Origin of the sequence: Kitasatospora sp. NPDC058170, assembly GCF_042883905.1 — a bacterium.
In the GTDB taxonomy this organism is placed as follows: Bacteria; Actinomycetota; Actinomycetes; order Streptomycetales; family Streptomycetaceae; genus Kitasatospora.
In genome coordinates this window covers 62,735-74,555 of record NZ_JBHVUV010000018.1, presented here as the reverse complement: position 1 = coordinate 74,555, position 11,821 = coordinate 62,735, and the positions used below count along the sequence as shown (strand labels likewise).

The following is an 11,821-nucleotide window of genomic DNA, read 5'->3' as shown; positions in this document are numbered from 1 at the left end:
CGCGCGTAGACCCGCGCCCCTTACGCCCCAAGGGTTCCGGCACTCCGGCCCACCCCATTTCAGCGGTTTCGGCACGGCATCGAGAGCGGACGAAGAACGCCCGAATACGGCACTCCGGGACAGATCGGCCAGCCGAGTGCACCGGTATCCGGCACTCCGGCGAAGACACGTGAATATCCGGAAAAGAAAGCCGGACTCTTCGATTTCGACCCGCTTCGGGTGCAGAATAGGGCCACCTGCTGCGGCAAGTGCTGCGTATCCGGCACGCCATCGGGCTGCCCGTATGTGCTTGCGCACGTGGTGCACATCAGGCCCCGGGAGCGCACCCCGCGCCCCTTCGGCCGAATTGCCCGAGAGGATTGACACCCATGGCTCAGCGTGTAGTCGTCACGCTCTCCGACGACCTGGACGGCGGCGCGGCCGCGGAAACCGTCCACTTCGGCGTCGACGGGAAGTCGTACGAGATCGACCTGTCCCTGGACAACGCGGAAAAGCTGCGGGAGGCCCTCGCGCCCTTCGTCGCGGCCGGCCGTCGTCAGAGCCGTACCGGTAAGTCCTTCCGCCGCACCGCGCTCACCCCGGACCCGGCCGCCGTGCGCGCCTGGGCCCAGTCGCGCGGCATGGAACTGCCCGCCCGGGGCCGTATCCCCAAGCACGTGTACGAGGCCTTCGCCGAGGCGAACTGACCTCGGCGGAGCCCGGTCGCCCCGCCCGCCCGAAAGGGTGGGGCGACCACCCCGACCGATGGGGTAGAGTAATCCTCGTCGCCGCAACGGAGAGATCCAGAGAGGCGGCCGGTGCCCCACCAGGTACCGTGCGGACGTGGCTCAGTTGGTAGAGCATCACCTTGCCAAGGTGAGGGTCGCGAGTTCGAATCTCGTCGTCCGCTCGCAGTGCGCGAGCACAGTACAACTCAATATCTCCATCCTGCGGACGTGGCTCAGTTGGTAGAGCATCACCTTGCCAAGGTGAGGGTCGCGAGTTCGAATCTCGTCGTCCGCTCCAGTACGAAGGGCCCCCTCATCGAGGGGGCCCTTCGGCATTTCCCCCGCCATTCCCCCCGCGCGCACCCATGACATTTGTCATCGCCCACCCGTGGATCCGCACCCCGCACCGGTGACGGCGCGCACTGCCCGCGGCGCCCGGGCGGCGGAAGGCTTGAGCCATGGAAACGAGCCAGCACCGCGCCCCGGACGACAGCGTGATCGAGGTCACCGGCCTGCACCGCCACTACGGTTCCGGCGCCTCCGGCTACCGCGCCGTCCGCGGCATCGACCTGGACGTTCGGCGCGGCGAGCTGTTCGCGCTGCTCGGCACCAACGGCGCCGGCAAGACCTCCGCCATGGAGCTGATCGAGGGCCTCGCCGCCCCGACCGAGGGACAGGTCCGGGTGCTCGGCCACGACCCGTACCGCGAGCGCGCCGCCGTCCGCCCCCGGATCGGCATCATGCTCCAGGAGGGCGGCTTCCCCGGCGACCTCACCGTCGCCGAGACCGGCCGCAGCTGGTCCGGCCTGACCAGCGGGGCCCGCCCGGTGGACGAGGCGCTGGAGCTGGTCGGCCTGCTCGGCCGCCGCAACGTCCGGGTCAAGCAGCTCTCCGGCGGCGAGCGCCGCCGGCTCGACCTCGCGATGGCCCTGCTCGGCCGGCCCGAGGTGCTCTTCCTGGACGAGCCCAGCACCGGACTCGACCCGGAGGCCCGCGCCGCCGTCTGGAACCTGGTGCGCGAGCTGCGCGCCGAGGGCACCACCGTGCTGCTCACCACGCACTACCTGGAGGAGGCCGAGGAGCTGGCCGACCGGCTGGCCATCATGCACCGCGGCCGGGTCGTCACCACCGGCACCGTGGCCGAGGTGATCGCCGGCCGCCCCTCCCGGATCACCTTCGAGCTCCCCGAGTTCACCGGGGCCTCGCTGCCCCCGCTGACCGGTGCCGAGGTCGTCGCGGTCGGCCGGCGGATCACCGTGCAGACCCCGCGTCTCCAGGCCACCCTCACCGAGCTGCTGGTCTGGGCCGACCGGCACGGGATCACGCTCGACGCACTCGACGCCCGAAGCGCCTCGCTGGAGGAGGCCTTCCTCGCGATCGCCGCCGAGGCCGCCCACGAGCCCCCGGCCGAGACCCCCGCCGTCCCCACCGCCCGCCGCCGCCTGATCGGATCCGCCCGATGACCACCGCCACCGCCACCGCCCGCAGTCTCGCCGCCGGCCGCACCACCACCACCGGACGGCTGCTCGCCCTCGGCCGCGCCGAGGCCGTCCTGCTGCTGCGCAACCGCACGGCGCTGTTCACCGCCCTGCTGCTGCCGCTGCTGCTGATCGCCGGGCTGAGGAACGTGCTCGACGAGCAGGCCAAGGACAACCCCGGCCTGGACGTCGACTCGCTGCTGGTCAACGGCGCGATCGGGATGATCCTGGCCTTCGTCGTCTACTACAACCTGACCGCCGCCTACGTGGCCCGGCGCGGCGAGCTGGTGCTCAAGCGGCTGCGCACCGGCGAGGCCCGGGACATCGAGATCCTGGCCGGCACCGCGGTGCCCTCGGTCGGCCTCGCCCTGCTGATGTGCACCGTGGTCGGCGTCGTCGGCGCCTTCGCGCTCAAGCTCAGCGCCCCGGTCAACCCGCTGCTGATGGTCGCCGGGCTGGTCCTGGTCATCGGCACCCTGATGGGGCTCGCCGCCCTCTCCAGCGCCTTCACCAGGACGGTCGAGAGCGCCGGTATCACCACCATGCCGGTCCTGCTGCTCTCCCAGTTCGGCTCCGGCCTGTTCTTCCCGCTGGAGGTCATGCCGGACGGGATGGCCGACGTCTGCCGCCTGCTGCCCACCACCCCGGCCTTCCAGCTGATCCGCCTCGGCTGGTTCGGCACCGACGGCTCCGCGGCCGCCACCGGCTTCGCCGGCACCTGGTCGACCGCCGCCCCGTACCTGGTCACCGGCGGTGTCTGGTTCGCCCTCGCCGCCTGGGGCGCCGTGCGCTACTTCCGCTGGGAGCCCCGCCGCTGACGCGGGGCCGGACGGATCCAGGGTGTGTTTGCAAAGTCGCGTCGGACCAGGCGGGACTTTGCAAACACGTCCTGGCCGCACCTGATAGGAAGAGCGCAGCAGCACGATCATGATCGAACGGGGAGCGGATCAGATGAACGTCCTGGCACCGGTGCGCACCTGGAAGGGCTACGGCAAGCCCCAGCGCACCGAGCTCTACCTCCGCTGGTCGCTCTACCTGATGCCGATGCTGATGCTGCCGCTCTCCGCGCTGTCCGTCGCCGGCGCCGTCGGACAGCAGCTCTCCCACGGGATCGCCCAGGTCTGCCTGGTCGTCGCCCTGGCCACCACGCTGGTGACCCTGCGGGCCTTCCGCACCTCGCTCGACCACTACCTGAAGCGGCCCGCCGACCACCTGCGCTGGCTCGCCGTCACCGGCGCCGTGGTGCTGGTCGGCTCGTGGGCCGTGCTGCTGCTCGGCCCGGCCGACGGCGGCCCGAAGGACCCCGGCGGCCCTCCGTTCACCATCGTGATCGTCTCCTCGCTGGTGGCCGCGGGCTTCGGCCCGGCGGGCGTGGGCCTGTCGGTGCGCCACGCCTGCGCGGCCGGGTTCGGGCTGCTGGCCCTGCTCGCCCCCGCCCTGCTGCTGGCCGGCATCGGCGTACCGGCGACGGTCGGCCTGCTGGTCGCCCTGGCGATCGCCCTGACCTTCGTCGCCGCCAGCTGCCGCAGCTTCGCCTGGCTGCAGTCGGTGGTCTGGGAGCTGGACGCCGCCCGCGAGGCGCAGTCCCGGCTGGCCGTGGCCGAGGAGCGGCTGCGCTTCTCCCGCGACCTGCACGACGTGATGGGCCGCAACCTCACCACCATCGCGCTGAAGAGCGAGCTCGCCGTCCAGCTGGCCCGCCGCGGCCGCCCCGAGGCCGCCGACCAGATGACCGAGGTGCAGCGGATCGCCCAGGAGTCCCAGCGCGAGGTCCGGGACGTGGTCCGCGGCTACCGCACCGCGGACCTGCACGCGGAGGCGATCGGCGCCCGCGCGGTGCTCCGCGCCGCCGACGTGGCCTGCGAGATCGACCTCGGCGGGGACGCCGACGGACTGCCCCAGCCGGTCCAGTCGGTGTTCGGCTGGGTGATCCGGGAGGCGACCACCAACGTGCTGCGGCACAGCGAGGCGGGCCGCTGCGCGATCCGGCTGCACCGGGAGGACGGCCGGGCGGTGCTGGAGCTGGAGAATGACGGGGTGCCGGACGTCCCGATCCCCTCCCAGGGCAGCGGCACCGGGCTGCGCGGACTGCGCGAACGGCTCGCCGCCCACGACGGCGAGCTGGTCGTCCCGGCCGCCGGGCCGGGCCGCTTCCGGCTGCTCGCCAGCGTCCCGCTCCGGCCCTGACCCGCCCTGAGACCCGCCCTGACCCGCCCTGACCAGCCCCGACCCGTCCCGCTCCGGCCCGCTCGGCTACGGAAGAAGGCCCCACCGATGACCGACCCCGCCCCCGTACGCGTCCTGCTCGCGGACGACGAGCACCTGATCCGGGGCGCGCTGGCCGCGCTGCTCTCCCTGGAGGAGGACATCGTCGTGGTCGCCGAGGCCGCCTCCGGCCCGGAGGCGCTGGCCATGGCGAAGGCGCACCGCCCGGACATCGCGGTGCTGGACCTGCAGATGCCCGGACTGGACGGCATCGAGGTGGCCACCGAGCTGCGCCGGCTGCTGCCGGACTGCCGCGCGATGATCGTCACCGGCCACGGCCGCCCCGGCTACCTGAAGCGGGCGCTGGAGGTCGGGGTGCGCGGCTTCCTGCCGAAGACCGTCTCGGCGGCCGACCTCGCCGGGATCATCCGCACCGTGCGGGCCGGCGCCCGGTACGTCGACCCCGAGCTCGCGGCGGACGCGATCAGCGCGGGCGAGACCCCGCTGACCCCGCGCGAGACGGACGTGCTGGAGCTGGCCGCCGACGGCACCTCGATCGCCGGGATCGCCGACCGCGCGGCGCTCTCCCAGGGAACCGTCCGCAACTACCTCTCCTCGGCGGCCGCCAAGCTGGGCGCCGAGAACCGCCACGCGGCGGTGCGGATCGCCCGCGAGCATGGCTGGATCTGACCAGCCGTGCCCGCGGGCGCGCCGGTCACTGCCAGGTGGTGCCGGTCAGCCGCTCGTACGCCTCGATGTACTTGCTGCGGGTGAGCTCGACGATCTCGGCCGGCAGCGCCGGCGGCGGCAGCTCGCTGTGGCGGTCCCAGCCGGAGGCCGGGGAGGTCAGCCAGTCGCGGATGAGCTGCTTGTCGAAGGACGGCTGCGCGTGGCCGGGCTCCCACTCGTCGGCCGGCCAGTAGCGCGAGGAGTCGGGGGTGAGCACCTCGTCGCCGATCACCAGCCCGCCGTCCAGCAGGCCGAACTCGAACTTGGTGTCGGCCAGGATCAGACCGCGCTCGCGGGCGATGTCCCGGGCCCGGGAGTAGACCGCGAGGGTGGTCTGCCGCAGCTGGGCGGCCAGGTCGGCGCCGATCCGGCGGGCGGTCTCCTCGTAGGGGACGTTCTCGTCGTGGTCGCCGACCGCGGCCTTGAGGGCCGGGGTGTAGATCGGGGCGGGCAGCTCGGAGCCGTCGTCCAGGCCCTCCGGCAGGGCGATGCCGCAGACCGTGCGGTCGGCGCGGTACTCGCTGAGGCCGGAGCCGGCCAGGTAGCCGCGGGCGACGCACTCGACCGGGATCATCTCCAGGCTGCGGCAGACCAGCGTGCGGCCCTTCCAGTCGGCGGGGGCGCCGGCCGGGACCTCGGTGGAGATGACGTGGTTGGGCACCAGGTCGGCGATCCGCTCGAACCACCACAGCGAGAGCTGGGTGAGGATGCGGCCCTTGTCGGGGATCTCGTTGGGCAGCACCCAGTCATGGGCCGAGGTGCGGTCGCTGGCGACCATCACCAGCTCGCCGGACTCGGTGCGGTAGAGGTCGCGCACCTTGCCGGTGTGCAGGTGGACCAGGCCGGGCACCTGGACCGGCTCGGGCTTGGTGACAAATCCGCTCAAGGTCGTCTCAGTCCTCAGTGGTGGTTCGCGTGCGTGTGGGGCGCGAATGGGGAGGTCACTGCACCCGAGTCTGTCATGAAGGCCTGTGCGGACAGGCCCCTGGGGCCGTCAGCCGTTCTTGCAGAGGTGGTCCAGCAGGTTGGCGGTGGCCCGCTGGATCCGCTCGTCGGTGAGGCCCGGCCGGTCCAGCGCGGGCGACCAGGCGAAGGTCCCGGCGGCGAACACGTAGGCGCCGCTCGGTGCCCGGTACAGCGAGGTCTCCTGGTAGCGGGTGCGGCCGGCCAGGTCCTTGTACGGGGAGTGCGCGAGCAGCACCCGCTCGGTGTGCTCGGGCAGCGCCACCTTGGGGTAGTAGCGGTCCGCCTCGCCCGCGACCAGCCCGGACAGCTCGTCGCCCTCCTGCACGCCGGTGCCGTCCCAGAGCCAGTGCGCGGTGTGCCGGGCGACCAGCGGGACGGGCGCGGCGACCCGGCCGGAGTACTGGAGGCCCAGCAGGTGCTGCTCCGGCTCGCCGGCGTCGCGCCAGAGCGCGCTGGCGGCGCCGCCGGCCCCGGCGGCCGGGCTGCCGGGCGGGACCTTCTGCCGCTTGCGGCAGTTCAGCAGCCGGTTGGGCTCGCCGGAGGCGGCGGCGGACAGCTCGACCCGCCAGTACATGGTGTTGGCGGAGAGGAAGACCAGCGAGGTGCCGCCGTCGCGGGCCCGCTCGGCGGCCCGGCGCATCGGCTCGGACCAGTACTCGTCGTGGCCGGGGAAGACCAGCGCGCGGTGCCGGGACGGGTCGACCAGCCCGGCGTGCAGATCGGTGGCGGTGGCGTAGGAGAGGTCGTAGCCGTAGCGCTCGGCCCAGCGGATGAAGTCGTAGGCGTGACCGACGTGCAGCGGCAGGCCGGCGGTGGCGTGCGGGCGGTCGAAGGAGACGGTGACGGCCGCCTCCGACTCCCCGACCAGCCCGCCCTGGTCGTCCCAGGCGTGGTAGAGGCTGGCGCCGCTGCGGCCGTCCTCGGGGAAGAGGTTGTAGGCCTGCCAGGTCACGTCCGGGAGCACCAGCAGCAGCTCGGCGGCGTGCGCCTGGTCCTCGAAGTCCCGGACCGTGAACGGGATGTGGCTGCGGTGCAGCATGTCGGCGGTGGTCAGGACGGCGACGTAGGCGCCGGGCTGCCAGTGGGCGGGGATCTGCAGCCGCCAGGAGTGCCACCAGTGGTGGCAGGAGACGGTGCGGCCGACGACCAGCGGGGCGGGCTGGGCCAGCCCGGCGATCAGCGGACTGGACGTCATGTGGCGGGCGCCGTCGCCGCCGTAGTGGCCGATCCGGTAGACGCCCACGGTGAACTCGCGCGGCGGGTTGACGGTGACCCGGAAGTCCACCGAGCCGCCGGGGCGGACGATGCCGGCCGAGGCGAAGCCCTTGATCTGCTGCACCACGTCGTTGGCGCCCTGCGGGGTGCCGACCGGCGGCTTGGGTCTGACACCGCCGGCGAGCGGCTGCTGCCCGGGGGCGTCCACCGAGACGTACCAGGGGAGGGCGCCCTCGGCGCCCTCCAGGTACTGGTCCGGACTGCGCAGCCAGGGCAGTGGGCCCTGGCCGAAGGGGTCGGAGACGCTGTACGCGTGCGTTCCGGACTCCCAGCGGCGGTTGAGTTCCGTCCCCACGCGCCCCTCCCACAGGTGCACCCTCCACCGGCTGGCATGTGCCTCCCGGATGTGCGTGCGGTCTAATACACCACACAGTGCTGGCGCTGCGTCACCCCACGGTAGCAACTAGTGGCGGTCAATCTTCCGGGTCGCCCCGCAGAGGGCCCCCGGCCTGCGAAGACCCGGCGGAGCCGGCCGTGGCGGGGGCGCGAACCCGCCCGCCGAGCGCCCCGCCGGGCGGCCGCCTCAGAGCCGGACCGGCTTCTCCAGCCGGACATCGGCCGCGTCCAGCCAGGCGCGCAGCGGCCCGTCCTGGCCCTGCTCGACGGCCTGGGCGACCGGCCCGGCGAGATCGGTGCGCCGCACCCCGCCGAGCACCAGCACCGGGCCGTCCAGCCAGTCCAGGCCGGGGGTGGCACCCGCGGTGTCGACGGCGGCGCAGCAGACCATCGCGGTGACGTGGTCGACCAGCAGGTCCCGGCCGCTGCGGACGGGTTCCAGCAGCGGGGCGGGGGCGGTGGTGCGGGCCAGCTGGGCGGTGAGCGCGGCGGCCAGCGGCTCCCCGTCCCCGTCGGCGAGCCGGACCAGCAGCCGGGTGAGCGTCGGGGCCCCCGGGCGGGCCTGCGGGGCCAGCCGGTCCAGGGCGGACTGCAGCGCGGCGGCCCGGGCCCGCCAGCCGGCGTCGACCACCTCGGCCGGGTAGTCGGACCACTCCAGCTCCCGCCAGGCGCCGGAGGCCGGGCGCCCGAAGAACAGGTCGGCGGCGAGCAGCGAGACCGCCTGGTCCACCGTGCCGGGCTCCTCCAGCAGGTCGCAGGCCGGGCGGTCGCCGAGCCGGGTGCCGTAGCCGTCGGCCAGCCGGTCGCGCCGGGACAGCTCGGTGAGCGCGGAGACCACGCCGGCGTTCAGGTGCGCGGGGTGGCGGCCGAGCCGCCAGGCGGGCAGCGCGACCCGGGTGAGCAGCCGGTCCCAGCCCGCGTAGGCCAGGCCGACCTGCTCCTGGGCCGCGATCCGCAGCCCGTAGTCGACCGTGCGGGCCTGCTCGGAGGCCCAGCCGGCGACCGCCCGCTCCAGCTCGGCGGAGTGCGCCCGGCAGGCGCCGAGCAGTCGGCGGGTGATCCGGTCGACCAGCGCGGCCGGGCCCCGCCGGGGCGGCCGGTGCACCGCGGGGGCGGGGGCGCCGCCCAGGCCCGGGGCGGGAGCGGGCCCGGCGTCCAGGCTGGCGTCCAGGCTGCGCAGGAACCGCCGGGCGGCGGCGATGTCCGGATCGGCCGAGGCCGCCGTGCCGGCCACCACCGGGGCGAGCAGGGCCCGCAGCTCCCCGGACCGCATCCACCAGAGGAACGGCGAGCCGATCACCAGCATCGGCGCGACGGGCTCGCCCTCGGCCCGGTGGGCGAAGGGCCGGCCTGCGGGGCGGGTCGGCGGGAGGTCCTCCAGCCAGCTGTCGCAGTCGGGCGTGAGCGCGATGCGGGAGGGCGCGGGGACTTCGAGGCGGTCGGCCAGCTCGTCTATCAGCCGGTACAGCTCGGGGGCCTGTGCCCGGTCGAGCGGCACGGCCGGGGTCTGTGGTGGGACGGCCCGGCGGTAGGACCGGGCGACCAGGGCGGCCACCAGCAGGGTGGCGGCGGCGACCGCGCAGACCACCCAGCGGACGGCGTCCCAGCCGGCGGCGTCCGGGGAGCCCGGTGCGCCGAGCCGGCCGGTGAACCGGCCCGCCAGCAGGACCACCGCGGCGGCGGCGGGCAGAACGGCGGCGGCGAGGGCCAGACCTCGGACCCGCAGGACGGCGTGGGCATGAGCGCGCGCGGCGTCGACAGCGGCCATACGGTGCGGCACCCCCTTCGGAGCCCTCGGGAGCCCGGCGACGGACCCCTGAGCCGACTCGAAACGATCAGTTCCGACCGGGAGACGGCGGCATCCGATCCCCGGTTAGTACATGCTGCGTGGCGCTTCTGACAGTTCTGACGCCCGCGTACGGGTGGGTGTTCCGGATCTCCCCGGTTTCCACTCGTCCCGGTGACGGCGCCCGAATTCCGGACGGCCGCACCCGGCCCGTGCGAAGCGTTTCCCGGGCGTGTCGGCCCGGCGTGCCGGACGCCGTCCAGCATCCCCCCGCGTGACCGCCGCTACCCGGCGGGGACCGCAGCGACACGGCCCGTGGCACTGCGATCCAGCGCACCATAAGGCCGAGCGCCCGGCTACGTCAGCCGGATGCGGGCGCTATCACTCGATGGGGTTGATTCCGGCCGCCGAACGGTGTGGCGGCCCCATCGACCGCTCCGGCCCCTCCCACCCCGGAAACGCCGCAGGGCGCTGCGTCCATGGGGGTTGTTTCCCGTGGAACACAGCGCCCTGCTCTTCTTCAGGCGCTCGGCTCGCCTCCGGGGCGCTCCGACCCGGTGCCGACGCTCTTCGCTCCGGCGCTCCTACGTCGCTGGTCGCCACCTCTTCAGGCGCTCGGCTCGCCTCCGGGGCGCTCCGACCCGGTGCCGACGCTCTTCGCTCCGGCGCTCCTACGTCGCTGGTCGCTCATCACTTTCGGCACCGGCGCGCCCCTTCGGCTCGCTCGCGAGGGCTACTGCGCGGCCTTGAGCGCGATGTCGGTGCGGTGCTGGCCGCCCTTGAGGCTGATCCGGTCGAGCGCTTCGTACGCGCGGCCGCGGGCCTCGGCCAGGTCGGTGCCGGTGGCGGTGACGGACAGGACCCGGCCGCCGGCGCTGAGCACCCGGCCGTCCTCGTCCGCGCGGGTGCCGGCATGCAGCACGTACGCGGTGCCGTCGGCGGCCTCGGCCTCGGCCAGGCCCTCGATCGGGTCGCCGGTGCGCGGCGCGGCCGGGTAGCCCTCAGAGGCGATCACCACGGTGACGGCGGCGCCGTCGTCCCAGCGCAGCGGCTCCAGCTGGTCCAGCGCGCCGGTGGCGGCGGCGTGCAGCACGCCGGCCAGCGGGGTGCGCAGCCGGGCCAGCACGACCTGGGTCTCCGGGTCGCCGAAGCGGGCGTTGAACTCGATCACCCGGGTGCCGCGCGAGGTGAGCGCCAGGCCCGCGTAGAGCAGACCGGAGAACTCGGTGCCGCGGCGGCGCAGCTCGTCCACGGTCGGCTGCAGGACGGTCTCCAGGACCTCCTCGACCAGGCCCTCGGGCGCCCAGGGCAGCGGCGAGTAGGCACCCATGCCGCCGGTGTTGGGGCCCTCGTCGCCGTCCAGCGCGCGCTTGAAGTCCTGCGCGGGCTGGAGCGGGAGGACGGTGGTGCCGTCGGTGATCGCGAACAGCGAGACCTCGGGGCCGTCCAGGTACTCCTCGATGACCACGCGGTCGCAGGAGGCGGCGTGCGCCAGGGCCTCGGCGCGGTCGGAGGTGACCACCACGCCCTTGCCGGCGGCCAGGCCGTCGTCCTTGACCACGTAGGGCGCGCCGAAGGCGTCCAGCGCCTCGGCGGCCTCGTCGGGGGTGGTGCAGACGTAGGAGCGGGCGGTGGGCACACCGGCGCCGGCCATCACGTCCTTGGCGAAGGCCTTGGAGCCCTCCAGCTGGGCGGCCTGGCCGGACGGGCCGAAGACCGGGATTCCGGCCGCACGCACGGCGTCGGCGACGCCCGCGACCAGCGGGGCCTCCGGGCCGACCACGACCAGGTCGGCGTCGAGCTGCCGGGCGAGCGCGGTGACCTGCGCGCCGTCCAGCTGATCGACGGGGTGGACCGTCGCCACCTGCGCGATCCCGGCGTTACCCGGGGCGCAGTGCAGCTCGGTGACGGCGGAATCTTGGGACAGAGAGCGGCACAGGGCGTGTTCGCGGGCGCCGCCGCCGATGACGAGGACCTTCACGCTTGGCAAGGGTAGTCGGTGGCCTGATCGCACCGCCCCCCGGTCCCGTCCGAACCTCCAGCCGACGGGCTGCCCGCGGCCCGCTGGCTGGAGGAATCTCCAAAGCCCGCCCCCGGTGATGCGCCCCGGGTGTCCGGGTCAGGACAGCGGGTGACCGGGACCTCCCTCGGACGGGTGAAATCTCGCCGACCCCCGCAACCCGCTCACCTCGGCATCCGGTGGCCGAATCCGATAACGATCATTGGCGAAGCGCCCCCATGGTCAGCCATTTGGCGGTAAGAAGTGCTGTTGGACAACCGCCGGCAGCCGCCGGTCCGCGGGGTCCCCGGGTGCCCACACTCGCCCGGAGGCGTCGCGG

Annotated in this window: 9 protein-coding genes and 2 tRNA genes; 7 read left to right on the top strand and 4 right to left on the bottom strand. The window is 74.2% G+C overall.

Features of this window, described 5'->3' with window-relative positions; translation table 11 throughout:
* Positions 1 to 368: 368 nt before the first annotated feature.
* The 7 genes from ACFVVX_RS21075 to ACFVVX_RS21045 all read left to right on the top strand — a co-directional run bounded on the left by ACFVVX_RS21075 (position 369) and on the right by ACFVVX_RS21045 (position 5,080).
* On the top strand, positions 369 to 686 hold the full coding sequence (locus ACFVVX_RS21075; RefSeq protein WP_238860361.1) for an Lsr2 family protein: 318 nt from the start codon (positions 369 to 371) through the stop codon (positions 684 to 686).
* A 130-nt stretch (positions 687 to 816) separates the two neighbouring features.
* A tRNA-Gly gene (locus tag ACFVVX_RS21070) sits at positions 817 to 889 on the top strand.
* A 40-nt stretch (positions 890 to 929) separates the two neighbouring features.
* A tRNA-Gly gene (locus tag ACFVVX_RS21065) sits at positions 930 to 1,005 on the top strand.
* Between the two features lie 160 nt (positions 1,006 to 1,165).
* Positions 1,166 to 2,170: an ABC transporter ATP-binding protein gene (locus tag ACFVVX_RS21060; protein WP_387947704.1), complete on the top strand. Its 1,005-nt coding sequence runs from the start codon at positions 1,166 to 1,168 to the stop codon at positions 2,168 to 2,170.
* A complete protein-coding gene (locus ACFVVX_RS21055; RefSeq protein ID WP_387947702.1) occupies positions 2,167 to 3,003 on the top strand; it encodes an ABC transporter permease in 837 nt (278 codons plus the stop codon). Before ACFVVX_RS21060 ends, ACFVVX_RS21055 begins: the two co-directional genes overlap by 4 nt.
* A 133-nt stretch (positions 3,004 to 3,136) precedes the next feature.
* Positions 3,137 to 4,372: a sensor histidine kinase gene (locus tag ACFVVX_RS21050; RefSeq protein ID WP_387947700.1), complete on the top strand. Its 1,236-nt coding sequence runs from the start codon at positions 3,137 to 3,139 to the stop codon at positions 4,370 to 4,372.
* Between the two features lie 87 nt (positions 4,373 to 4,459).
* Positions 4,460 to 5,080 carry a response regulator gene (locus tag ACFVVX_RS21045; RefSeq protein ID WP_387947698.1) on the top strand — a complete coding sequence of 207 codons (621 nt, stop codon included), beginning with the start codon at positions 4,460 to 4,462 and terminating at the stop codon, positions 5,078 to 5,080.
* 25 nt (positions 5,081 to 5,105) lie between these two features.
* Here ACFVVX_RS21045 and ACFVVX_RS21040 read toward each other — a convergent pair whose 3' ends face one another.
* The 4 genes from ACFVVX_RS21040 to purD form a co-directional block, all read right to left on the bottom strand.
* Entirely contained in the window at positions 5,106 to 6,005 is a 900-nt protein-coding gene (locus ACFVVX_RS21040; RefSeq protein WP_387947696.1) for a phosphoribosylaminoimidazolesuccinocarboxamide synthase, read from the bottom strand.
* Between the two features lie 108 nt (positions 6,006 to 6,113).
* A complete protein-coding gene (locus ACFVVX_RS21035; RefSeq protein ID WP_387947694.1) occupies positions 6,114 to 7,655 on the bottom strand; it encodes a N,N-dimethylformamidase beta subunit family domain-containing protein in 1,542 nt (513 codons plus the stop codon).
* 228 nt (positions 7,656 to 7,883) lie between these two features.
* Positions 7,884 to 9,464 carry a hypothetical protein gene (locus ACFVVX_RS21030; RefSeq protein WP_387947692.1) on the bottom strand — a complete coding sequence of 527 codons (1,581 nt, stop codon included), beginning with the start codon at positions 9,462 to 9,464 and terminating at the stop codon, positions 7,884 to 7,886.
* 751 nt (positions 9,465 to 10,215) lie between these two features.
* A complete protein-coding gene (gene purD / locus ACFVVX_RS21025) occupies positions 10,216 to 11,463 on the bottom strand; it encodes a phosphoribosylamine--glycine ligase (protein ID WP_387947690.1) in 1,248 nt (415 codons plus the stop codon).
* Positions 11,464 to 11,821: the final 358 nt, after the last annotated feature.

What these genes read in the sequence shown, in the direction of transcription:
- ACFVVX_RS21075 (WP_238860361.1), top strand. Translation starts at nt 369, where the DNA reads ATGGCTCAGCGTGTAGTCGTCACGCTCTCCGACGACCTGGACGGCGGC.
- ACFVVX_RS21060 (WP_387947704.1), top strand. Translation starts at nt 1,166, where the DNA reads ATGGAAACGAGCCAGCACCGCGCCCCGGACGACAGCGTGATCGAGGTC.
- ACFVVX_RS21055 (WP_387947702.1), top strand. Translation starts at nt 2,167, where the DNA reads ATGACCACCGCCACCGCCACCGCCCGCAGTCTCGCCGCCGGCCGCACC.
- ACFVVX_RS21050 (WP_387947700.1), top strand. Translation starts at nt 3,137, where the DNA reads ATGAACGTCCTGGCACCGGTGCGCACCTGGAAGGGCTACGGCAAGCCC.
- ACFVVX_RS21045 (WP_387947698.1), top strand. Translation starts at nt 4,460, where the DNA reads ATGACCGACCCCGCCCCCGTACGCGTCCTGCTCGCGGACGACGAGCAC.
- ACFVVX_RS21030 (WP_387947692.1), bottom strand. Translation starts at nt 9,464, where the DNA reads ATGGCCGCTGTCGACGCCGCGCGCGCTCATGCCCACGCCGTCCTGCGG.